Genomic DNA, 23,735 nt, shown 5'->3' on the forward strand with positions numbered 1-23,735 from the left:
TTGATGCGGGTGCGCGCCACGAGTCGTGGCCGCGGGAGGGACAAGCGAGGAAGCGCCAGGCCGTGGTTACGACCTCGGCAGGCCCTTCAGCAGGGCTTCGAGAATGCGCACGCCGCCCTGGGAGAGCACGGATTCGGCGTGGAACTGCATCGAGGAGAAGTGCGGCCCGCGCAGCGCGTACAACTCGCCGGTCTCCTCGTCGCGGCTGACCTCCACGACACCGACGCCGGGGACGTCGACCTTGTCGTGCGAACTGACGGCGGCGAAGGTGTTGTAGAAGCCGACCCGCTCGCGCGAGCCGAAGAGGTTGATCTCGCGTTGCAACCCCTGGTTGACCACGGCGCAGCGGGCCACGGTGAAGCCCAGTTCCCGGCACAGGGTCTGGTGGCTGAGGCAGACCGCGAGGAACGGTCGCCGTTCGCTCAGCAGGGTGCGGATCGCCGCGCGCAGGTGGGCGATCTTGGCGCAGTCGTCGTCGTTCGGGTCGCCCGGTCCCGGTCCCATGATGACCAGGTCGTGGCTCGCGAAGTCGTACGGCTCGTCGAATCGGTGCACGGTGACCACCAGCCCCAGTGAGCGCAGTTGGTGGTTGAGCATCTCGGTGAAGGTGTCCTCGGCGTCGATCACCAGCACGGTGCGCCCGGCCAACTCGCCGTCCGAACCCGTGCGTTCGAGGTCGCTGCCGAGCCAGAAGGGGGCGATGGTCCCGTTGCGGCGGGACAATGCGTCGAGGATCTCGGGGTGTTCGGCGAAGGACGTGTCGGAGCTGGTGCCCAGCGCGGTGAGCAGCCCGGATGCCTTGACCCGGGTTTCGGCGACCTCGCCGTAGGGGTCCGAGTGGCGCACGAGTGTGGCGCCGGTGCCGATCCGGGCCCGGCCGGTGCGGTCGATGTCCGCGGTGCGGATGAGAATGGACGAGTCCAGGGCGGCGCGGCCCTGTTCGTCGTGTCCGATCAGCGCCATGACTCCGCTGTAGTAGCCGCGACCGTGCGGCTCGTGCCGGCGGATCACCCGGCAGGCGCTCTCCAACGGGCTGCCGGTGACGGTGGGCGCGAACATCGTCTCGCGCAGGATCTCGCGTACGTCCCGGTCGGTGCGGCCCTCGATGAAGTACTCGGTGTGCGCGAGTCGGGTCATCTCGCGCAGGTACGGTCCCGATATCCGGCCGCCGGCGTCGCACAGGCGGGCCATCATCTTGAGTTCCTCGTCGAGGACCATGTACAGCTCTTCGGTCTCCTTGCGGTCGGCGATGAACTCCTTCACGCCCGCCAGGGTCGGACCGGAGGCCGGGTAGCGGTACGTTCCGCTGATGGGGTTCATCACCGCGGTGCCCGCGTCGAGGGTGACGTGCCGCTCGGGGGTGGCGCCGACGAAGGTGCGCTCGCCGGTGTGCGCGACGAACGTCCAGTAGGCGCCGGACTCGCGTTGCAGGAGCCGGCGGAAGACGGTGAGCGCGGTGTGCGGCGTGTAGTCGGTGATGTCTACGACGAAGGAGCGTCGGATCACGAAGTTGGCGCCGACGCCGGCACCGATCTCGGTGTCGATGATGGTGCGGACCAGTGCGGCGTACTCGTCGTCGCCGATGTCGAAGTGCCCACCGGACAGGTGGATCGCGACTTCGGGGACCCGGGCCGTGACCTCGTCGACGGGCATCGTGGCGTGTTCGCGTACGGTCATCGCGATCAGCGGCGACCCGTCGTCGACGCACTCGAATCCCCGCTCGGCGATCTGCCGGTAGGGGATCATCGCCAACACCTCGTGCGCGGCGCGTCCGGGTTCGACCGGGGTGCGGCCGACCGGGAGGTCGGCGAGCGTGTCGCAGTGGGATACCTCGCCGATCACGATGTCCAGCAGGTCCGGGCCGGTCGCCTCGGGCCGGTGCAGCAGCGCGAACGGCGGCGGCTCCGCCGTGAACACCCGGTCGAGCAGTTTCCGCCCGGCGGCCGTGGACCCGCTCCGGTGCGCCGTCATGACGCGGCACCGGACCTGCCGACGAGCCGTCGACCGTGCGCACCCTCGGCTCCCCGGTCGTCGAAGACGTCGAGCACGTCCGCCGTGGTGACCACCATCGCGCAACGTCCCGCGGCGTACTCCAGCGCACGCCGGTGGTGCCCGGCGGAGAAGTCGGCGACCGCGTCGGCGACGAGGAAGGTGCGGATGTCGTGGGTGTAGGCCTCGACCGCCGTCATCAGGACGCCGACGTGCGCATAGACACCACAGACGACCAACTGGTCCCGGCGCGCGGCACGCATGCGGTCCAGCAGGTCGGATCGAAAGAACGCGCTGTAGCGCCACTTGGTGAGCACCCAGTCGTCCGGCCCCGGCGCCAGCCGATCCTCGATCTCGCGGTCGGCCGGCTCCGGGGTCATCCCCGGACCCCAGAAGTCCTTGAGCAGCCCGCGCTGTTCCTCGGTCATCCCGCCCGGCTGGGCCGTGTAGGCCACCGGTACGCCCGCCTCGGCGAAACGCCCCCGGATCAGGGCCGTGTTGGTGACCAGGTCCTCGACCGCGCTCTCGGCGGGAAACGCCTTCAGGAAGAAGCGCTGCATGTCGTGGACCAGGAGCACGGCCCGCTCGGGATCGATGCTCCAGTCGGCGGTGTTCGCGGGCAGTTCCTCCCGTGTCGGCATGGAGTAGGGCGTGATGGGCGGTATACCTGGCATGACGTGGGTTTTCCTCTGCTGGGGTGTACGCGCGGTCGCGAGGGCTCAGGATCGCCAGGTGGCGACCACCGAGGCGGCCTGGGCGGGGTTGAGACGCGGATCGCACAGCGTGATGTACTTCTCGCCGACCCGGTCGAGGTGGGATTCGTTCAACACACACTCGGTGACGGCGTCGGGGGTGATCTCCAGGTGCAGTCCCCCGGGCACGCCGTTGAACGCCGAGACCGCGCACTGGAACTGCTCCACCTCCCACAGGACCGACTTCACGTACCGGGTCTTGAGGCCGGCGGGTGTGGTGAGGGTGTTGCCGTGCATGGGGTCGCAGAGCCAGATCACCGGGTGCCCGGCCGCGCGCACCGCCTGGACCAGGGCGGGCAGTCGCTCGGACACGGCGCCGGCGCCCATCCGGGCGATCAGGGTGAGCCGGCCGGGCCGCCGTTCGGGGTCCAACACGGCGCACAGCGCCACCAGTTCGTTCGGCGTCATGGCGGTGCCGACCTTGCAGGCCACCGGGTTGCTCACGGCGGCGAGCAGCGCGACATGGGCGCCGTCGAGCTGATGGGTCCGGTTGCCGATCCACGGCCAGTGGGTGGAGGCGAGGTAGAGCCGGCCGTCGTCGTCGGTGCGCAGCAGCGGGACCTCGTAGTCGAGCAGCAGCGCCTCGTGGCTGGTCCACACGAGCGGCCCCAGTTCCCAACCGCGGACCGGGTTGTGCCAACCGAGATGGGTCATCACCTGGTCGGCGGCCTGGTAGCCGGTGAGCATGCGCACCGGGTCGGGTCGGCGCTGCACCGGATCGGGCTCCGGGCTGTTGACCATGTGGCCGCGATAGACCGGCAGTTCCTGGCCGCCGACCAGTTCGGTCGGCTGCGACCGCGGCTTGCTGTACTGGCCGGCGATCCGGCCCACGCGCACCACGGGTCGGTGCGTGTTCATCCGCATGGTGCCCGCGAGCACGTCGAGCAGGCCGACCTTGCGGGCGACGTAGTCCAGGTTGGATTCCGCCGGGTCCTCGGCGCAGTCCCCGGCCTGGATGACGTGTGACTCGCCGGCCGCGACCCGGGCCAGGAGGTCGTGCAGCACGGCGATGTCGGCGGGCGAGGTGAGCCCGGGCGACGCCGCGAGTTCGGCACGAACCAGCTGGAGTCGGGCCCGGTCGCCCCAATCGGGTTGCTGCAGTGCCGATTTTCCCATGAGAAACGGGTAGGTATCGATCCCCCGCTGCATATCAGGCTCTCCTCGCGCGTCACACCGATTCTGGGCTGATTCGGTTCCCGGTGGTGCTGGTGGAAGGGAGTGCGGCGTCCACCGGTTCTGCGGTCCGCGCGAATTCGCGATGCACCCGCCGCCAGGGTTCATCCGCATCAGCAGATTTCCGCAATCACAATTGACTTTTCCGGGCGTCGTCGCCCCATGGTGAGCCGGGATCGACGTGCCTGCACACCCCTAAACCGCAGTCCTCGGGCCGGCCCCGCCCGCTAGGGGAATCCCCTAAGCCGGTGGGCGCCCGGCTCGGCATCGCGCCGCACCACCCGGAACACGGCCGCCGCGAGGTTCTTAGGGGGTGACACCCGGGCGGCGGGCTTACTAGCGTGTGCCGGCAGAACGGTATTCATTCGGCACCATTGAATCGACGGCACCGATACCGCACCCGCCGGGGCGGCTTCTGCCCGGCCTTCGGTCCCACGCCGTTCGTTCCGCATTGCCACCCGGGCACTCGGACGGTGCTGTTCGCTGCGGGAGCGCTGAAACAACTCCTCACAAATGAGGCACGAATAGCCATGGAATTTGGAATCGCCGCTGCACAACGGAATCGCGCCGCCGACATCTTCCGGGAGGTCGAGGCCCATTGGGGCCGCAACCGGGCCGTGGCCGACCCGGACGTGACCCGCACGAACTTCGCCATCGCCGGGAAGATCGGGCTGACCGGGCTGTGTCTGCCCACCGAGGTGGGCGGCGGCGGTCTGTCCGCGCTGGACACCGCGCTGTGTCTGGAGGCCTTCGGCAGGGGCTGTCGAGACACCGGGCTCGCGTTCGCGGTCGCCGCGCATCTGCTGGCCTGTGCCGTTCCCGTCCGGGACTTCGGCTCGGACGCGGTCCGTGATCGGCTGCTCGCGGGCCTGGCCGGCGGCGAGTCGGTCGCGGCGAACGCGATGACCGAGGACGACGCGGGCTCCGACATCGGCAACATCGCGGTGACCGCCGAGCCCACCGGTGACGGCTACCTGCTCGACGGCGAGAAGTCGTGGGCCAGCAACGCCCCGATCGCCGACCTGATCGTCACCTACGCGGTCACCGACGCCAGGGCCGGCTTCCTCGGCGTCTCGGCCTTCGCCGTACCCACCGACCTGCCGGGGGTCGTCCTGGGTGAACCGCTGCCCAAGATGGGCCTGGCGGGCTGTCCGGCGGGTCGGGTGCGTTTCGAGCGATGCCACGTCCCGGCGGAGTACCTGCTGGGCGAGGAGGGCCAGGGAGCTGCCGTCTTCCAGCACTCGATGGCCTGGGAACGGGCGTGTCTGTTCGGGATCTACCTCGGACTGATGGAGCGCCAGCTCGCGAACTGTGTCGAACACGCCCGAGAGCGACGCCAGTTCGGCAAGCGGATCGCCGACTTCCAGGCGATCTCGCACCGGCTGGCCACGATGAAGCAGCGTCTGGAGGGCGCCCGGCTGCTGCTGTACCGGGCCTGCTGGTTGCTGGACCGGGAGGACGAACACGTCAGCGCCGCCGCGCTGTCGAAGATCGCGGTGTCCGAGGCGGCGGTGGCGAACTCGATCGACGCCATCCAGCTCTTCGGCGGCACCGGCTATCTGTCCGGCGGGGCCGAGGAGCAGCTGCGCGACGCGATCCCCAGCACCCTGTTCTCCGGCACCACGGAGATCCAGCGGGAGCTGGTGGCAAGGGAGTTGGGACTGTGACCACGCTGCATCAACCGGCCATCGACGCCGCCGCGAAGTACGCCGACCTGCCGGCCGTGGTGACCGGTGACGACGAACTGCGCTACCGCGACCTGGATCGCGGTGCCAACGCGCTGGCCCATCGGCTGCGCGCCCTCGGGGTCGGCCGCGGCGACCGGGTGGTGATCTGGGCGGACAAGTCCGCGTCGGTGGTCGTGGCGATGCAGGCCGTGCTGCGGCTCGGCGCCGCCTACGTGCCCGCGGACGGCTCCGCGCCGCTGGAGCGGGTGGCCAGGCTCGCCGAGGACTGCGCCGCGGCGGCCGTGCTGACCACCGAGAGCCGGCTCGAAGCGATCGCCGCGCGATTGACCACGATCGCCTGCCGCGACCTGGACGAGGGCGCGGACGAACAGGCCGACCCCGATCCGGTCAACGAACCGGTGGGACCCGACGAACTCGCGTACATCCTCTACACCTCCGGGTCCACCGGTGCGCCCAAGGGCGTGTGCGTCAGCCACCGCAACGCGCTGGCCTTCGTCGAGTGGGCGGTCGAGGTCCTGGTCGCCGGCCCCGAGGACCGCTTCGCCAACCACGCGCCGTTCAACTTCGACCTGTCGGTGCTCGATCTGTACGCGGCGTTCGCAACCGGCGCGTCCGTACACCTGGTTCCGGCCGAGCTGGCCTACGCCCCGGCGCAGCTCGTGGAGTTCCTGTACCGGCAGCGGATCAGCGTGTGGTATTCGGTGCCCTCGGCGTTGATCCTGATGATGCGCGAGGGCAATCTGCTCGATCGCATCCCACCGCCCGATCTGCGTGCGGTGCTCTTCGCCGGCGAGCCCTTCCCGATTCCGCACGTGCAGGCGCTTGCCGGCTGGACGTTCGCCCGGCTGCTCAACCTCTACGGGCCCACCGAGACGAACGTGTGCACCTATCACGAGGTGACCGAGGCGGACCTGACCCGGGATCGCCCGGTGCCGATCGGTCGCGCCTGCTCGGGCGACACGGCGTGGGCGCAGCGCGCCGACGGCGAGCCGGCCGGGCCCGGGGAGGAGGGCGAGCTGTACGTGTCCGGCCCCACGGTGATGCTCGGCTACTGGGGCGCGGACGCACAGCACGGGCCGTATCCGACCGGGGACATCGTCAAGGTGCTGCCCGACGGCGGGTTCGACTACGTGGGTCGGCGCGATCACATGGTGAAGGTGCGCGGCCACCGGATCGAGTTGGGCGAGGTGGAGGCGGCGCTGACCGCGCATCCCGATGTGGCCGAGGCCGCGGCTCTGGTGGTGGGCGCGGGCATGGAGGCACGCCTGGTGGCCTGTGTGGTGGCCGGCCCCGACCGTGAGCCCGGCCTGCTGGAGCTGCGCGGGCACTGTGCGCGGCGACTGCCGCGCTACATGCTCGCCGACGAACTGCGGGTGACCGGGCAACTCCCGCGCACCCGCAACGGAAAGATCGACCGCGCCGCGCTTCTCACCCTTTTCCAGGCCCCCGTTCCGGGAGAGCGCGCTCCCGAGGGCCCGGTCCCGCACCGGAAGGAATGACCTCGATGACCCCGCAAGAGTCGGCCCAGGCCGAATTCGCGGAAAAGATAACCACTTTCATCCGCGAACGGTTTCTCGCGGGCGACCCCAAGGGGGAGCTCGACGAGAACACGCCGTTGCTGGAATGGGGCGTGCTCAACTCCCTGAACACCGTGGTCCTGCTCAATTACCTGCGCACGGACCTGGGAGTGACCATTCCGGCGCGGCGACTCAACGCCCGGGACCTGAAGAACATCCGGAACATCGCCGCGATGGTCGGCAAAATCGCCGCCGACTCCGCCGCCTGAGCACGCGCCTCGGCGGCGGGGCGTCCACGCCGAGAACAACCGGGAAATTCCACCCGCGGAAATCACGATGACGGAAATCACGATGCCGGATGGCACCACGACGGAGGACACGATGACCGAAAGCACGACGGCCGAGAGCACGACGACCGGTGACGCGGCGGCAGCGGCGACCGAGGCCGATCTGAAGCTGCACGACTACCTGGACAACCACCGCCCGACCGCCCGGCCGGTCAAGGAGAACAACGACCCGCCGGCGCGTCTGCGCGAACTCGACTTCCTGCTGGGCAAGATGATCACCACGTTCGACACCGGCGTGCGGATGGAGTCGGTGGCCAAGCCGACCATGCGCGGGCACTGCATCCAGATGGACCTCACCGCCACCTATGCGGACGGATCACCCAAGCTCGAAGGCCGGTGGATCATCGGCTGGAGCGAGCCCGACCAGCAGTTCGAGTCGTACTACGTCGACTCGATGGGCACGCTCGGCGTGTCCACCTCCCCCGGCTGGCAGGACGGCAAGCTGGAGTTCATCGGCTCGCACGTGCTGGGCGAGGTCGGGGTGCGCTCGCGCTCCAAGGACGCCTACACCCCCATCGACGACACCCACTTCCGGCTCGACGCGTTCGTCGAGGTCGAGGGGCAGTGGAAGTTGTACGACGTGCAGAGCTGCACGGTCATTCCCCTGTCCGAGCTGTAGGGAGCCGGGCTCGGACCCCTGTCCCGACCTGTAGCGATCCGGGCCGGGACCGGTATCCGACGTGTCGCGATCCCGGCTCGGACCGGTATCCGACCCGAAGCGATCCGGGCTCGGACCACGCGCGGCACCGCGCCCACCGGCCGGCAGACGCCTTCCTCATGAGGAGCCGACAGCGAGATGGCGATGGCAAACGAAGAGAAGCTGCAGAAGTACCTCAGAAAGGCGACGGCCGAGCTGCGGCAGGCCCGCGGCCGGCTCTCCGCCGAGGAGGCGAAGAACCACGAACCCGTCGCCATCATCGGTATCGGCTGCCGCTTCCCCGGCGGCGTGCGCTCGCCCGAGGACCTGTGGGAGCTGGTGGACGCGGGCCGCGACGTCGTCTCGGGTCTGCCGGACAACCGCGGCTGGAACCTCGCCGGGCAAATGCCCGGGCTCAATGGCGGGTTCCTGTACGACGCCGACCGTTTCGACCCGGAGTTCTTCGGGATGACACCGGCCGAGGCGCTGGCGATCGACCCGCAGCAGCGGCTGTTGTTGGAAACCTCGTGGGAGGCGTTCGAGCGCGCCGGCATCGACCCGCTGTCCGCCAAGGAGAGCCGGACCGCGGTGTACGCGGGGCTCCAGTTCGGCGGCTATCCGCTGCTGCTGAGCGGCCCGCCGCCGGAGGAGGTCAAGGGGTTCATCGGTTTCGGCAGCTCGGGCGGCGCCGCCTCGGGACGGGTCTCGTACCTGATGGGCCTGATGGGCGGCGCGCTCACGGTGGACACGCAGTGCACCTCGTCCCTGGTCGCGGTGCACCTGGCCGTCAAGGCGTTGCGCAACGGCGAGTGCACGCTGGCCCTGGCGGGCGGTGCGAGCGTGATGTCCTTGCCGGGCACGCTCCTCGACTTCCGACGGCGCAACGTCCTTGCCCCCGACGGGCGTTCCAAGTCGTTCTCGGCATCGGCCGACGGCGTGAGCCTGTCCGAGGGCGCCGGCATGCTCCTGTTGGAGCGACTGTCGGACGCGCGCCGCAACGGACATCCCATCCTCGCGGTCGTGCGCGGGTCCGCGATCAACCAGGACGGCGCCACCAACGGCATGTGGGCCCCGCGCGGACAGGCCCAGGAGTCGGTGATCCGCCAGGCACTGGCCGACGGCCGGCTCACCCCGGAGAGCGTGGACGTCGTGGAGGGTCACGGCGTGGGCGCGGCCCTGGGCGACGGGGTCGAGGCCCGGGCGGTGATCGCGACGTACGGCCGCGAGCACGCCCCGGACCGGCCGGTGCGCCTGGGCTCGGTCAAGTCCAACATCGGTCACACCCAGACGGTCGGCGCCCTGGCCGGCATCACCAAGATCGTGATGGCCATGCGGCACGGCCGGCTGCCCAGGACGCTGCACGTGGACCGGCCCACCACGCACGCGGACTGGTCGGCGGGCACTGTACGGCTGGTCACCGAGGCGGAGCCGTGGCCCGCGGGCGAGCGGGTCCGGCGCGCCGGGGTGTCCTGCCTGACGCTCAGCGGTACCAATGCGCACCTGGTCCTGGAGGAGCCCCCGGTCGACGAGGTCGCGGACCGGGACGAGGGCGTGCGCGCCTCGACCGGCCCGGTGCCGTGGGTCGTCTCCGCGAAGACGGCGGACGCGCTGCGCGAGCACGCCGCGCGGGTGGCCGCGGCGGTGGCCGACGCGGACGTGCGCGACGTCGGCGTCGCGCTGCACACCACCCGTTCCGCCTTCGGGCACCGCGCGGTGATCGTCGGCCACGACCGGGACGCGCTGTCGGCCGGACTGGCCGCCGTGGCGCACGACGGCACCGCCGGGCACGTGCGACGCGGAGTCGCCGATTCGCGCGGCCGGACGGCACTGCTGTTCCCCGGTTCCGGTCTCGAACGCCCGGGTGCGGGCGCGGCGTTGGCCGACGCCTTCCCGGTCTTCGCCGACGCGCTGGCGGAGGTCTGCGCGGAACTGGACCAGGTCGGGTCCGCGGCCGGCCGGGGCGAACCCCGGTCCTGGCGGGACCGGATCCTCGATCCGACGCACCGCCACCCCTCGCCCCGCGACGCCCGGATCGCCGACTTCGCCTTCGCGGTGGCACTGCACCGGCTGGTGCACGCGTTCGGGATCGCGCCCGAGTACGTGGGCGGGCTCTCGGTCGGCGAGGTCGCCGCCGTGCACGCGGCCGGGATCCTGTCCCTGGCCGACGCCTGCGCGCTGGCCCTCGCCGCGCACGGGCCCGCCGACGTACCCGCCGGGGGCGTGTCGGTGTGGATCCGGGCCACCGAGTCGGAGGTGCGCTCGGGCCCCGGCTTCGACGACTCGCCGGACCGGCCGGTGATCGCCGCCGTGGACGAGCCCGCCGCGACCGTGGTCTCCGGCGACCGGGATCGGGTCGAGGGCGTCACGCGGTACTGGCGCTCCCGGGGCCGCGCGACGGCGCCCGCGGGCCCGGCCCGCCTGCCGCTCGCCGCGAGCGCCCGTCAGGGGTCCGTACCGGCCGAACTGCGGCGCGTGGTGGACGCGTTGACCTTCGAGGAGGCGACCGTCCCGTTCGTGTCCGGGCTCGGCGGCGACATCGTGCCGGTCGAGCGGTTGCGCATGCCCGAGTACTGGGCGGAGCACGCCCGCACTCCGACCCGACTGCTCGACGCGGTCCGCCTGTTGCGTGGCCACGGCGTCACCCGGTTCCTGGTGCTGGGCGCCGACGGGGCGCCGGCCGACCCGGTCCGTCGCGGCGTGGCCGCGCACGGCGAGGTCGCGCAGCCGGTGCTCGTGGTCGCCGCCCAGGACGGCGGCCCGGCCGAGGCGGACGCCCTGTTGGCCGCGGTCGGTGCCCTGTACGCCGACGGTGTGCCGGTGGACTGGGAGCCGGCGTTCCAGGGTCACCGGGCACGCCCGGTGGACCTGCCGACCTCGCCCTTCCAGTACCGCAGGTATTGGTTGATCCCGCCGGACGCGCCCGCCCGGGCACAGTCGGCACCGGCCCCGGTGCATCCCCTGCTGGGCACCCCGGTCGAGCTCGCCGACCGCACCGAACAGCAGTGGTTCGGTGCGGACTTCACCGCCGCGCAGGCCCACCCGGCACTGTCGGCCCGGGTGCACGGCACCAGCGTGCTCACCGCCTCGGCCCTGGTGGATTGGGCGCTGGCCGCCGCCCGGCACGGCGCGGACGACCCGAACCCGCCCGGCACGCTGCGCGATCTGGAGGTGCACGAGCTGCCGGCCGTCCCCGAGGGCGGGGTGCTCGGTCTCCAGACGGTGCGCGAGGTGCACGCGGACGGGGTCCGGGTGCGCGGCTTCGCCCGGATCGGCGGCGCGTGGACGCGGCTGATGAGCGGCTGGGCGGTGCTGCCGACGGCCCCGTCCGAGGCTGCCTCGATCCGCCCGGAATCGCTGCGGGCCGGCCTCGACGAAGTGCCCGCCTCCGCCTGGTCCGCCCGGCGGTGGCGCCAGGGCGTCGAGGACGACCCGGCGGCGACGGTCGCCGGTCTGTGGCGCGGCCGGGACGACGCCGTGGCGCTGATCCGGCGCACCGCGTCGGACCCGCAGTCCCCCGGCAGCGTCCGCACGGCGTCCGCACCGATCGTCGAGGCGGCGCTGGCCGTCGCCGGAGCCTTCACCGATCGGCGCACGGTGCCGGTGTCGCTGGCGCGGATCGAGCTGTCCGAGCCGCTGCCCGACGCGGTGTGGGTGCACGCCCGGCGGCGCGACGACGGCGTCGTGGACGTACGGGTGTGGTCGGAGTCGGGGCAACCGCTGGCGGCCCTGGAGGGCATCGTCCTGCGGCCCGTGCCCGACGCGGAGGAGGCGCGGCGGGCGGCGGCCCCGCTGCGTCGGCACGAGATCGACTGGCAACCCCTGGAGCACGGCTCCCGGTTCGCCACCATGCCCGGCGTCCCGGGAACGTGGCTGGTCTTCGGAGAGGACCCGGGTCCGGCCCGGCGGTGGCAGGGCGAGCTGACGCTGGACGGCGTGCCGGCGTTGGCCGTCGTACCCGGTATCGCCGCGGCCGACGCGGACGAGGGCACGGTGTACGTCGACCTCGACCGGACGGACGCCTTCGACCGACTGTGGGCCGAACTCGGGCGACGCGACGTGCGGATCGCCGGTCTGCTGCTGCACGGCGGCGCGCCGGGCGGCGACGACGTCGATCGGGAACCGCCGGCAGCGGGAGTCGCGCGGTCGGCCGAGCACGCCTTCACGTTCCTGCGCGCCTTCCTGCGCGAGCACGCCGCACATGCGCCCCGGGTCGTGCTGTGCTCCACCGCGGCGACATCGGCGGGCGACCTCGCGCTGCCGGATCCGGCGCAGGCACTGCTCACCGCGCTGTCCAGGACCGTCATCTGGGAGTACCCGGGGCTCGCCTGTGTACAGGTGGACCTCGAACCGGGGGCGACCCCGTCGGCCGGCAGCGTGCTCGGGCATGCGGCGCTCCTGTCCGGCTCCGGCCACCTCGCGGTGCGCGGAGACCGCTGGTACCGGGCCCGGCTCCGCGAGCATTCGCTCCCGGAGGAGGACGAGGGCAGCGTCAAGATCCGCGAGGACGCCACGTATCTGGTCCTGGGCGGGCCGGATTCGGCCGCCGCCTCGGTCGTGGACTGGCTGGCCGGGCAGGGAGCCCGGTCCGTGGTGCTGGCCGGTTCGCCGCTCCCGGACGGCGTCCGGGAGGGGGTGCGGATCGACTGCGCCGCCGAGGATCTCGCCGATCCGGCGGGGGTGGGCGCGCTCCTGGCCCGGATCGAGCGCGACCTTCCGCCGCTGCGCGGAGTCGTACATCTGGCCGATCCGGCGGCGAACGCACCGTTGCGGGCGTGGGAGTGGGCCGACTTCGACGCGGCGCTGGACCGCGCGGTGGCGGCACCGTGGCAGCTGCACCGGCAGACGCGCGGGCTCGACTTCTTCGTCCTGTCCTCGGCGATCACCGCGCTGACCGGCCGCGACGGCGCGTTGGTCGGGACGGCGGCGGACACGTTCTTCGAGGCGTTGGCCCGCCGGCGGCGGCACGAGGGTCTGCCCGCGGTGAGCATCGCCTGGGGTCCCTGGCAGGGTGCCCCGGAGCCCGGCGTCGACGCGCTGCGCGAATCGGGCGTGCATGCGGCGCCCGCCGGCACGGCGCTCGACGCACTCGGCCGGGTGCTGGCCGGTTCCGCGCCCCGGACGGGCCTGGGCCGGGTGGCCTGGGACCGCTACCTGGCGTCGGCCGATCGGGGCGAACCGTACGCGCCGCTCGAAACGCCGTCCTCGGCCGAGGGTGAGACGGCCGTCGGGTTCGGCCAACGGGCGACCGTCGAGACGACCATCGGGTAGGCCCGCGGGCGCGGCGGGCCCGGGGGCATCGCGGGCTCGCCGGTGTCGGAGAGCGGTGACGAATCCGCCGCCCCGCTTCCTTCTCGGGAAGCGGGGCGGCGGATTCTTTGCGGTGCGGTATGGATTTCTTTATCGTGCGGATTTCATGACGGATTCGATTTCATCGGGATTCGTTCCACGAATACTTTCCGGCGGACGACCCCATGCCATCGGATTCCTTTCCATCACGACGGTTCACACGCCGAGAGTCGCGCCGCCGTCGACGGTGAGGTGCTGGAGCGTGATGTGGCCCGCCTCGTCGGAGAGCAGGAAGACCACCGCGTCCGCGATATCGGACGGCAGGGCCATTTTCCGGAGCGGAATTCCCACCTTGTAGGACTCGATCCGACCGTCGATCGTCTGCTGCGGACCGCTCTCGTCGTGCCACATGGACCTGAGCATCGGGGTGTCGGTCGATCCCGGCGCCACCACGTTGCAGCGGATCCCGTGGCCGGCCACCTCCAGGCCCAGGCACTTGGTGAACATCGTCGCCGCGGCCTTGGACGCCGAGTAGGCGGCCATCTCCGCCCGGGCGGTGCCCGCCGCGTTCGAGGCCACGGTCACGATCGCCCCGGCCGAACGCGGCACCATGCGGTTGACCACCGCCCGGGACATCAGGAACACACCGGTCGCATTCACCGCGAACGTGTCGTGCCAGTCCTGCTCGGCGAGCTGCCTGGCCGCACCCAACCGGAGCACACCGGCGGCATTGACCAGGTAGCGCAGCGGGCCCAGCCGCCGCTCGATCTCCTCGACCACCTGCTCCACCCGATCCGCCTCGGCGACGTCGGCGACGAAGGCATGCGCGACGAGGCCGTCCGCCGCGAGCTTGTCGACCGTCTCCCGCAGCCCCTCCGCGTCCCGGTCCACCGCGGCCACCACGGCCCCTCTGCCGGCCAGCGCCCGCGTCACGGCCGCGCCTATTCCACTCGCCGCTCCGGTGACCACCGCTACTTCGCCCTGCATAACAGCTCTCCTTCTTTCCGCGCCGAATACGAGAACTCTCCGAGTGTGATCGATATTTCATTCCAGCCTCCCAATAATCGCCCGCCCGGCGACACCCATAACCCACCCCTACAAGCACCTCGACGCGCACCTTAGGGGATCGGTAGGGGCTGACGCGCCGTCCGCGCGTACCTAGCATCGAACGGCCACTGCTTTGCGTCGTGTATCCGCTGTCAATGGCATATCACATTCCCGCAGCTATCCCATCGGAGGGAATAGATGAGCACCGATTCCGGCAGCGGGTCCACCGCCGCGGCGTCCACCATCGCCATCGTGGGTGTGGGGTGCCGATTCCCGGGCGGCGTCCGCAACCTGGACACGTTCGGGCGCCTGCTGACCTCGGCCGGCGACGTGTTCACCGACGTGCCCGCCGACCGCTGGGGTCCCGAGCGCAGCGACCCGGCCGGTGGGCCGGGCACCATCTCGAACGGCAGGGGCGCCTTCCTCGACGACATCGACCGCTTCGACGCCCCCTTCTTCGGCGTCAGCCCCCGCGAGGCCGGGCTGCTCGACCCCCAACAACGCCTGATCCTCGAAGTGGCGTGGGAGGCGATGAGCGACTCCGGGCGACCGCGCGAGGCGTGGAGCGGTACCCGTACGGCGGTGATGTTCGGACTGCTCGCCAAGGACTACGAACTCCTGCACGCGCGCACCCTGGGCATCGACGAAATCGGCCGACACCACATCGGCGGACTGGAGTTCAGCTTCGCGGCCGGCCGACTGGCGTACACCTTCGACCTGACCGGCCCGGTGTCCACCGTCAACTCGGCCTGCTCGTCCTCGCTCCTGGCCGTGCACCAGGCCTGCCAGAGCCTGCGGGCCGGCGACTGCGACACGGCCGTCGCCGGCGGCGTCAGCCTGCTCATCACGCCGGACATCAGCGTGTTCCTCAGCCGCGTCGGCGCGATGTCGCCCTCCGGACGCTGCCGCCCCTTCGACGCCTCCGCCGACGGCATCGTGCGCGGCGAGGGCGCGGGCGTCGTGGTCCTCAAGCGCCTGGCCGACGCCGAGGCCGACGGCGACCGGATCCACGCCCTCATCCGCGGCTCCGCCGCCAACAACGACGGCACCAGCATGGGTCTGACCGTGCCCAACTCGCTCGCCCAGATCGCGCTGATGGAATTGGCCCTGGACCGCGCCGGGTTGACCGCGACCGAGGTGGACTACGTCGAGGCGCACGGCACCGGCACCGCGATCGGCGACGTGATCGAGGTCGATGCCATCGGCGAGGTCTACGCCGACGGACGCGACGAGACCGATCCCATTCTGATCGGCTCACACAAGGCCCTGCTCGGGCACATGGACGCCGCGGCCGGCATCGGCGGCCTGCTCAAGACCACCTGGATCGTCAACTCCGGGACGATCCCCCGGCAGCCGCACGTGGACACCCTCAACCCGGGCGTCAACTGGCGCGGCGGCAGCATCACCGTGCCGAGGGAGCACATCGCGATCGCCGACCGGGACCGGCCGTTGCGCGCCGGCGTCAGCGCGTTCGGGCTCAGCGGCACCAACGTGCACGTGATCGTCGAGGCCCCGCCGACGACCGCGCCGCAGGGCGGGCCCACGCCGAGCGCCGACCCGCACGTGCTCCTGGCCTCGGCCGGCAGCTCCGCGGGCCTCGGCCGGCAACTCGCCGACATGCGCGAACTGGTCGCCGCGACGGACGAGGAGGAACTCGCCGATCTCACCGCGTCCGCGGCGACCCGACGCACCCACGAGACGCACCGCTACGCCGTGGTCGCCGACGACCGGGCCGGCCTGCTGGAGGCCCTGGCCGAGCCCGACGAGCCGCAGGACGGCGCCTATTCGGGCGTCGTGCTCGATCCGGAGAGCGCGCCGGAGCCGATCTTCGTCTACTCCGGCCAGGGCGGCCAGTGGCCGGGGATGGCCCTGGACCTGTACGACAACGATCCGATCGTCCGCGAAACGCTGGACGAGTGCGCCGAGTTGATCCGTGCCCGAGCCGACTGGTCGCTGATCGACGAGATCCACCACGCCGACCCGGAGATCGGCCTGCACCGGACCGAGATCGTGCAACCGGCCATCTTCGCCGTGCAGGTCGCGATGACCCGCTGGCTGGCCGCGCGCGGCGTGGTCCCGGGCGTGATCGTCGGGCACAGCCTCGGCGAGGTCGCCGCCGCGCACGCGGCCGGTGTGCTGAGCCTGGAGGACGCCACGACGCTGATCGTGCGGCGCTCCGAGACCCTGGGACTGGCCTCCGGTCGTGGCCTGATGTACGCGGTCACCGGCGACCGGGACGAGGTCGTCGCCGTCCTGGCCGAGATCGCGTCGCCGGTCACCGTCGTCGCGATGAACGGACCCGGCTCGCTGGTCGTCGCGGGCGCGACCGAGGAGGTCGAGCAGGCGGCCCGGGCGTTGGAGGCGCAGGGCATGCGCTGCCGGCGGTTGCGGGTCGACGCACCGGCGCACAGCCCGCTGATCGCGGATCTCGGCCCGCGCCTGGAGGCCGGCCTCACCGGGCTCGTGGCCGCTACGCCGAGGGTGCGCATGGTGTCCACGGTCGACCCCGACGCGGACTCGACCGTCTACGACGCGGCCTACTGGGTACGCAACTTCACCAGCCCGGTGCGCCTGTGGCCCGCCCTGGACCGACTGCTCGCCGAGGACGACCACCCGCTCGTCGAGATCGGCCCGCACCCCGTGCTCGTCCCCTCGCTGGTCGAGGCCCAGCGGCAACACGCCCGCCAGGCCCCGGCGGTGCCGGTGCTCAGCAGGTACGAGCCCGGGCGGGTCGCCGCGTACCGGGCGCTGGCCCGGTTGCACGTGGCCGGTGTCCCGGTCCGTTGGGAGCAGGTCACCGGACGACCGGGCCGCTTCCGGACGCTGCCCGTGCCGTCCTGGAGCGGCGACCGCTACTGGCTGCCCGGAGTGCGCCGCGGCGAGCAGGGCGTCACCGCGCCGCGGTCCGCGCGCGCGGCCGACGACACCGGCGGGTCGGCGCTGCCGGCCCGGATCAGGATCAGTCTGCTCGACGCGGAGGACCGGGTCACCGGCGAGATGTACGCGGAGCCGACCGGGGGCGGGGCGCGCGTCGAGGGCGCCGTGGCCACGTTCGGGACCGCCGTCGCCGCCACCCCCGCCGTAGCCGCTGTCTCCCCTCCCGCCGCCGTCGTCCCCAGCCCGGCCGCTCCGGTGCGCGGCGCGGCGCATGCGGCCGCGTCGCCCGCGCCCGCGGGCTCCGCGGCGGGTCGCTCCCGGGTCGCCGTGTTGACGGGGCTGGTCACGTCGGTGGTCCGGGAGTTGTTGGGACTGCCGGCGGACGCGCCCGTCGCGCGTCGGCGCGGTCTGTTCGAGCAGGGACTCGACTCGCTGACGGCCGCCGCGCTGCGCACCCGGCTGGAGGAGGAGGTGGGCGTCCCGCTGCCCGCCACCATCGTGTTCGAACGGCCGACCGTCAACGGCCTGGCGGAATACCTCGCCGAGGTGGCACCACTCGCCGCCGAAGCCACGGTCGAGGCGGCCGACTCGACGGAAACGACCGGAGCGCACGGATCGGTCGATTCGGTCGAGCCGGTCGAGCCGGCCCTCTCGGCCGTGCTGCCCTCGGATGCGACGGCCGGCACCCCGGCCGAGCCGGCGGCACGAGTCGCCGCCGCGGGCAGCGCCGCGCACGTCGACGCCGCGCCCGGACCCGACTTCGCCGACCAGGGCATCGCGGTCGTCGGCGTCGGCTGCCGGGTGCCCGGCGCCTCCTCGCCGGACGCGTTCTGGGATCTGCTGTGCGCCCGGACCGGCACGGCCGGCGACTTCCCCCGGGAACGGCTGAACGACCCGATCTGGTCGGAGTTGGGCAACGCCATCCCACTGCGCGGCTCCTACCTCGACGACATCGCCGAGTTCGACGCGCCCTTCTTCCGGATCTCGCCGCGCGAGGCCAAGCTGCTCGACCCGCAGCAGCGGCTGTTCCTGGAGACCGCGTGGGAGGCGCTGGAGGACGCGGGTTGCCCGGCCCACACCCTCGACGCACAACCGGTGGGGGTCTTCGCGGGCCTGTCCATGGCGGACTACCAGTACCTGGTCGCCCGCGACATGGAGGCCTCCCGGCTGAACCTCTACCACGGCACCGGGACGTCCTTCGCCGCCCTCGCCGGCCGGCTGTCCTACTTCCTCGGCCTGCGCGGCCCGAGCATGACGGTGGACACCGCATGCTCCGCCTCGCTGACCGCCGTTCACCTGGCCTGCCAGGCGCTCGTCGCGGGCGACTGCGAGGTCGCCGTGGTCGGCGGCGCCAGCGCGATCGTCGCGCCCAGCCCGTTGCTCGCCTCGATGGCGGGCAGCGGGGCCCTCGCGGCGGACGGACGATGCAAGACGTTCGACGAGAGCGCCGACGGCTTCGGGTGCGGCGAGGGCGCGGTGGTCCTGGTCCTCAAGCCCGTGGCGGCGGCGGTGCGCGACGGCGACCGCGTCTACGCCGTGCTGCGCGGCAGCGCGGTCAACCAGGACGGTGCCACCGGTGGACTGACCGTCCCCAACCCCGCGGCCCAGACGGACGTGGTGCGCCGGGCGATCGCCCGCGCGGGCTGGGCGCCGCACGAGGTCGACTACGTCGAGACACACGGCACGGGCACCCCGTTGGGCGACCCCATCGAGGTCCGGGCGCTGGCCGAGTCGCTCGGCTCCGGGCGCGACCCGCGGTATCCCGTGTTGATCGGCTCGGCCAAGGCGAACGTCGGCCACCTCGGGGCGGCGGCCGGCGCCGTCGGCCTGCTCAAGGTGGTACTCGCTCTCCATCACGGCACGCTGCCGCCGCACCTGGTGGACCAGCCGTCGAGCCGGATCGAATGGGACCGGTTGCCGGTCGAGTTGGTCACCGAATCGCGACCGTGGCCCGAGCACGACCGCCCCGCGCGGGCCGGCGTCAGCGCATTCGGCTTCAGTGGCAGCAACGCACACGTCCTGGTGGAACAGTTCGGCCCGGGTCGCCGCGACGCCGGCGGCTCCACCGCGCCCGCGCACCCCGTCGCCCCGGCGATTCGGGCGGGCAGGGAACACGTCCTGCTCCTGTCCGCGGCCACCCCCACCGCGCTTGCGGCCGTGGCACACCGGATGGCGGACCGGCTCGCGAACGCGCCGGAGCACGTGGAGGACATCGTCTTCACCGCGACCCACCGACGCTCGCTCCTCGAACATCGGCTCGCCGTCGTCGGGTTCGACGCGACCGCGCTGGCCGACGCGCTGACCGCGGCCGGCTCCGGCACACCCGGCGCCACGACCCGCTCGGGCCGGGCGGACGGCGGCGAGGAGCAGACGGTCGCGTTCCGGTACCGGGACGACCTGCCCGCTCGGGAGATCCGGCAGCGGTGGGCCGCGTCGGCACCGGCCTACGACCGCACCCTGGACGATTTCGCCCGGCTGCTGGCCGAGATCATCGGTTCGCCCTGCGACCCGAGGAACGACACACGACCCGAGCTGCGCTCCGCCGTACTCTTCTGCCACCAGGCGGCGGCCACCAACGCCCTGCGGGAGCTGGGCGTTTCGGCTCGCGCGGTGAGCGGTACCGGCGCCGGCCGGATCACCGCCGCGTGGGCCGACGGGCGGATCACCGCGCCTGACGGACTGCGGGCGCTGGTCACCGGCGACCTGGCCGCAGTGGGTGGCGCCGACCCGGACCTGGGCACGGCGGACGAGGATGCCGCCGCCGACTGCGATGTGACGATCGAGGTCATGCACGGCGCGGACTCCCCCGCCCTGGTCGCGGCCGAACTGTTCGTCACCGGCACCCGGCCCGGGACCCCCGACGCGATCGCCCCGTCCGTCTCGCCCCGGCGCAACGTGGTCGCGCTCCCGAGCTACCCGTGGGAGCACCACCCCTACTGGTACCGCGAGTTCGGCACACCGCAGATCGTGCCCTGGACGTTGTCCGCAGCCACCGCGGCCGAGCTTCGTGCGCAGGCGGGCCGGCTCCGCGAGTTCGCCCAGTCGCAAGGCGACGCGCTCGATGTCGCCGCCGTGGGCCGGGCGTTGGCCGCGCGTGGCGAGTCGGCGCACCGCCTGACGGTGATCGGTTCGGACCGTAGGGAACTGCTGTCCGGGGTCGGTGGTTTCGCGGGCTCCGCCTCCGGTTCGGTCCCGGGTGTGGTGTCGGGTGTGGTGGGGGGTGGTGTGCGTCGGGTGGTGTTTGTGTTTCCGGGTCAGGGTTGGCAGTGGTTGGGGATGGGGGTGGAGTTGTTGGGGTCGTCGCGGGTGTTCGCGGCGGTGGTGGGTGAGTGTTCGGCGGTGGTGGAGGAGTTGGTGGGTTGGTCGGTGGTGGATGTGTTGCGGGGGGTGGTGGGTGCTCCGTCGTTGGAGCGGGTGGATGTGGTTCAGCCGGTGATGTTTTCGGTGATGGTGGGTTTGGCGCGGTTGTGGGAGTCGGTGGGGGTGGTGCCGGGGGCTGTGGTGGGTCATTCGCAGGGGGAGATTGCTGCGGCGTGTGTGGCGGGTGTGTTGTCGGTGCGGGATGCGGTGCGGGTGGTGGTGGGGCGTTCGGGGGCGTTGGTGGGGTTGTCGGGTGGTGGGGCGATGGTGTCGGTGGGTGTGGGTGTGGGTGTGGTGGAGGGGTGGTTGTCGCGGTGGGAGGGGCGGTTGTGGGTGGCGGCGGTGAATGGTCCGTCGTCGGTGGTGGTTGCGGGGGATGTGGGGGCTGCGGGGGAGTTGGTGGAGTGGTGTGGGGGTGTGGGGGTTCGGGTGCGGCGGATTGCGGTGGATTATGCGTCGCATACGCCGTTGGTGGAGGTGATCGGGGATCGGGTGTCGGGTGCGTTGGAGGGGGTGGTTGCGGGTGTGGGTTCGGTGCCGGTGTATTCGACGGTGACCGGTGGTGTGGTGGAGGGGTCGGTGATGGATGGGGGGTATTGGTGGGGGAATCTGCGGTCGCGGGTGCGGTTCGAGGATGCGACGCGGGCGTTGTTGGGTGACGGGTTCGATGTGTTCGTGGAGTGCAGTGGTCATCCGGTGTTGACGGTGGGGATCGGGGAGACGGTGGAGGCGGTCGCGGAGGAGGCCGCGGCCGGCACCGGGGCCGGGGCCGGGGTCGGTGTGGGGTCCGGGTCCGGTGTGGGTTCGGGTGGGGTGTTGGTGACGGGGACGTTGCGTCGGGACGAGGGTGGGTTGCGTCGGTTCGTGACGGGTGCGGCGCAGGTGTGGGCGGCGGGTGTGGGTGTGGACTGGCCCAAGTTGCTGCCGCACACCGACACACCACCCACCGAACTCCCGCTCGACGAGCCGAAGATTGCGCGACCGACCGAGCCGGATCGGGAGGAGACCCGGTTCTGGCGCATCGTGGAACAGGGCGACGGCGGGGAGTTGGCGAACCTGCTGGGCCTGGAACCCGGCGCGGATCAGGGCTCGATGGAGGCGGTCCTGCCGCTGCTGTCCCAGTGGCGGCGCCGGCACCGGGAGAACGCGGCGGTCAACTCGTGGCGCTACCGCATCGCGTGGAAGCCGGCCGCGATCGAGACCGCGAAACCCGCACTGCCGGGCACCTGGTTCGTGGCCGTGCCACGGCGGGTCGCCGACAACGACCTCGTGGGCACGTACGTACGGTCGATCGAGGAGCACGGCGGCAAGACCCGGCTGCTCGTGGTCGACGCGGCCGGCGATCCGGACGTACTCACCGAGGCGTTCGCGTCGTTCGGTGACCAGCCGATCGGCGGTGTGTTGTCGCTGCTCGCGCTGGACGAGTCGCCGGATCCCGATCACTCGGTGATCCCGACCGGACTGCTTGCCACCGTCCGTCTCGTGCAGGCCATGGAGGCCGCGGGTGGTGAGGCCCGACTCTGGTCGGTCACCTCCGGCGCGGTCTCCACGGGTCCCGATGAGGCCCTCACCCATCCCGTCCAGGCACACCTGTGGGGCCTCAACCGCGTGGCCGGCTTGGAGAACCCGCATCGATTCGCGGGTCTCGTGGACTTGCCGCCGAACCCGGACGGGACGACCGGTGCGCTGCTGTGCGCGGTGCTCGCCGGATCGGGGGACGAGGACCAACTCGCCGTACGGGACGGCCGGGTACTCGCCCGCCGGCTCGTCCGCGCGGGCCTGTCCGACCCGACGCCGACCACCCCGTGGCGGCCGACCGGTACCACGCTGATCACCGGCGGCACCGGGGCGCTCGGCGGCCACGTCGCCCGGTGGCTGTCCCGGCAGGGCGCCCACGTGCTGCTCCTCAGCCGGCGTGGCCCCGACGCCCCGGGCGCTGCCGAACTCACCGCCGAGCTGCACGAGTTGGGCGCCGCGTCGGTCACCGTCACCGCCTGCGACATCGCGGACCGGGACTCCCTCGCAGCGGTGATCGCCGCGATCCCCGCGGAACATCCGCTCACCGCCGTCGTGCACACCGCCGGTGTCGTGGACGACGGCCCGGTGAACGAGATGACCGCACATCAGCTCGAACGCGTCCTGCTGCCCAAGACCCGCGCCGTGCAGAACCTGCACGACCTCACCGAAGACCACGACCTGTCGGCGTTCGTGCTGTACTCCTCGTACGGAAGCCTGTTGCCCAACGTCGGCCAGGGCGCCTATGCGGCAGGCAACGCCTACCTGGACGCGTTCGCCGAGTACCGGCGGGCGAACGGCCGGACGGCCACCTCGATCGCATGGGGAGCCTGGGCCGGCAAGGGCATGGCCGAGGACCAGGGCTTCGTCGACTGGCTGAGTCTCGGCGGCATGGACCTGATGACTCCGCACCTGGGCGTGATGGCCCTGCAACAGGCCTTGGACCACGACGACACCACGCTGGCGATCGCCAACGTGGACTGGCAGCGCTTCGCGGAACGGTTCAACCTCACCCGTCCGCACCCGCTGGTGTCCGAACTCGTCACCTCGCACAGCACACCCACGACCGCCCCGGCGTCGGCCGAGGCGACCGGCGCGGCGCGGCTCGCCGAACTGCCCGCCGATCGGCGCAGGAGCGCACTGCTCGACATCGTCTGCGCCGAACTGGCCACCGTACTGGGCTACTCGAAGGCACAGACCATCGATCCCGACACGGCGTTCAAGGAACTGGGCATCGACTCGGTCACCGCGATCGAGCTGCGGAACCGCATCGCCGCGGTGACCGGTCTGCGCTTCTCGCCCATCGCGATCTTCGACCACCCCACGTCGGAGGCGTTGACCGAACTCCTGCTGGACCGAATCCCCGCACCGGAGGACACGGATCCGGGCCGGGAGCAGGCCGAGCAGCAAGAGACACAGCAGGTCGAGGCGGGCCCGACGGCCGCCTCGAAGCCGCCGGCCGGCGACCGCATCGACTCGATGGCGATCGAGGATCTGGTGCGGATGGCACGCGGCGCAAACGGTTCCTGACCCTGTGGCGAGAGCGG

The 23,735-nt window shown here is 72.0% G+C and carries 10 protein-coding genes; 6 read left to right on the top strand and 4 right to left on the bottom strand.

The window, feature by feature from the left end; genetic code table 11:
- Window positions 1-66 precede the first annotated feature (66 nt).
- Genes ACZOOI_RS35570 through ACZOOI_RS35580 form a run of 3 tightly spaced genes read right to left on the bottom strand, consistent with a single transcriptional unit; the run spans window position 67 to window position 3,857 of the window.
- The gene (locus ACZOOI_RS35570; protein ID WP_465283690.1) at window positions 67-1,971 is read right to left on the bottom strand and encodes an anthranilate synthase family protein; all 1,905 of its coding nucleotides are present in this window, start codon (window positions 1,969-1,971) and stop codon (window positions 67-69) included.
- Window positions 1,968-2,663 carry an isochorismatase family protein gene (locus ACZOOI_RS35575; RefSeq protein ID WP_465283691.1) on the bottom strand — a complete coding sequence of 232 codons (696 nt, stop codon included), beginning with the start codon at window positions 2,661-2,663 and terminating at the stop codon, window positions 1,968-1,970. The genes ACZOOI_RS35570 and ACZOOI_RS35575 overlap by 4 nt, the downstream gene beginning before the upstream one ends.
- Window positions 2,664-2,708: 45 nt before the next feature.
- A complete protein-coding gene (locus ACZOOI_RS35580; RefSeq protein WP_465283692.1) occupies window positions 2,709-3,857 on the bottom strand; it encodes a 3-deoxy-7-phosphoheptulonate synthase in 1,149 nt (382 codons plus the stop codon).
- Between the two features lie 587 nt (window positions 3,858-4,444).
- Here ACZOOI_RS35580 and ACZOOI_RS35585 point away from each other — a divergent pair.
- The 5 genes from ACZOOI_RS35585 to ACZOOI_RS35605 all read left to right on the top strand — a co-directional run bounded on the left by ACZOOI_RS35585 (window position 4,445) and on the right by ACZOOI_RS35605 (window position 13,371).
- Window positions 4,445-5,581, top strand: a complete 1,137-nt coding sequence (locus ACZOOI_RS35585; protein WP_465283693.1) for an acyl-CoA dehydrogenase family protein — start codon at window positions 4,445-4,447, stop codon at window positions 5,579-5,581.
- The gene (locus tag ACZOOI_RS35590) at window positions 5,578-7,101 is read left to right on the top strand and encodes an amino acid adenylation domain-containing protein (RefSeq protein ID WP_465283694.1); all 1,524 of its coding nucleotides are present in this window, start codon (window positions 5,578-5,580) and stop codon (window positions 7,099-7,101) included. The genes ACZOOI_RS35585 and ACZOOI_RS35590 overlap by 4 nt, the downstream gene beginning before the upstream one ends.
- Before the next feature lie 5 nt (window positions 7,102-7,106).
- Window positions 7,107-7,388 carry an acyl carrier protein gene (locus ACZOOI_RS35595; RefSeq protein ID WP_465283695.1) on the top strand — a complete coding sequence of 94 codons (282 nt, stop codon included), beginning with the start codon at window positions 7,107-7,109 and terminating at the stop codon, window positions 7,386-7,388.
- 112 nt (window positions 7,389-7,500) lie between these two features.
- Window positions 7,501-8,085 carry a hypothetical protein gene (locus ACZOOI_RS35600; protein ID WP_465283696.1) on the top strand — a complete coding sequence of 195 codons (585 nt, stop codon included), beginning with the start codon at window positions 7,501-7,503 and terminating at the stop codon, window positions 8,083-8,085.
- A gap of 177 nt (window positions 8,086-8,262) precedes the next feature.
- Entirely contained in the window at window positions 8,263-13,371 is a 5,109-nt protein-coding gene (locus tag ACZOOI_RS35605) for a beta-ketoacyl synthase N-terminal-like domain-containing protein (protein WP_465283697.1), read from the top strand.
- A gap of 234 nt (window positions 13,372-13,605) precedes the next feature.
- Here ACZOOI_RS35605 and ACZOOI_RS35610 read toward each other — a convergent pair whose 3' ends face one another.
- Window positions 13,606-14,376 carry a 2,3-dihydro-2,3-dihydroxybenzoate dehydrogenase gene (locus ACZOOI_RS35610; RefSeq protein ID WP_465283698.1) on the bottom strand — a complete coding sequence of 257 codons (771 nt, stop codon included), beginning with the start codon at window positions 14,374-14,376 and terminating at the stop codon, window positions 13,606-13,608.
- Window positions 14,377-14,634: 258 nt separating this feature from the next.
- Between ACZOOI_RS35610 and ACZOOI_RS35615 the strand changes: the two genes are divergently transcribed.
- The gene (locus tag ACZOOI_RS35615) at window positions 14,635-23,718 is read left to right on the top strand and encodes an SDR family NAD(P)-dependent oxidoreductase (RefSeq protein WP_465283699.1); all 9,084 of its coding nucleotides are present in this window, start codon (window positions 14,635-14,637) and stop codon (window positions 23,716-23,718) included.
- Window positions 23,719-23,735: the final 17 nt, after the last annotated feature.

The organism is Embleya sp. L77 (assembly GCF_055557415.1).

What these genes read in the sequence shown, in the direction of transcription:
- ACZOOI_RS35570 (WP_465283690.1), bottom strand. Translation starts at nt 1,971, where the DNA reads ATGACGGCGCACCGGAGCGGGTCCACGGCCGCCGGGCGGAAACTGCTC.
- ACZOOI_RS35575 (WP_465283691.1), bottom strand. Translation starts at nt 2,663, where the DNA reads ATGCCAGGTATACCGCCCATCACGCCCTACTCCATGCCGACACGGGAG.
- ACZOOI_RS35580 (WP_465283692.1), bottom strand. Translation starts at nt 3,857, where the DNA reads ATGGGAAAATCGGCACTGCAGCAACCCGATTGGGGCGACCGGGCCCGA.
- ACZOOI_RS35585 (WP_465283693.1), top strand. Translation starts at nt 4,445, where the DNA reads ATGGAATTTGGAATCGCCGCTGCACAACGGAATCGCGCCGCCGACATC.
- ACZOOI_RS35595 (WP_465283695.1), top strand. Translation starts at nt 7,107, where the DNA reads ATGACCCCGCAAGAGTCGGCCCAGGCCGAATTCGCGGAAAAGATAACC.
- ACZOOI_RS35600 (WP_465283696.1), top strand. Translation starts at nt 7,501, where the DNA reads ATGACCGAAAGCACGACGGCCGAGAGCACGACGACCGGTGACGCGGCG.
- ACZOOI_RS35605 (WP_465283697.1), top strand. Translation starts at nt 8,263, where the DNA reads ATGGCGATGGCAAACGAAGAGAAGCTGCAGAAGTACCTCAGAAAGGCG.
- ACZOOI_RS35610 (WP_465283698.1), bottom strand. Translation starts at nt 14,376, where the DNA reads ATGCAGGGCGAAGTAGCGGTGGTCACCGGAGCGGCGAGTGGAATAGGC.
- ACZOOI_RS35615 (WP_465283699.1), top strand. Translation starts at nt 14,635, where the DNA reads ATGAGCACCGATTCCGGCAGCGGGTCCACCGCCGCGGCGTCCACCATC.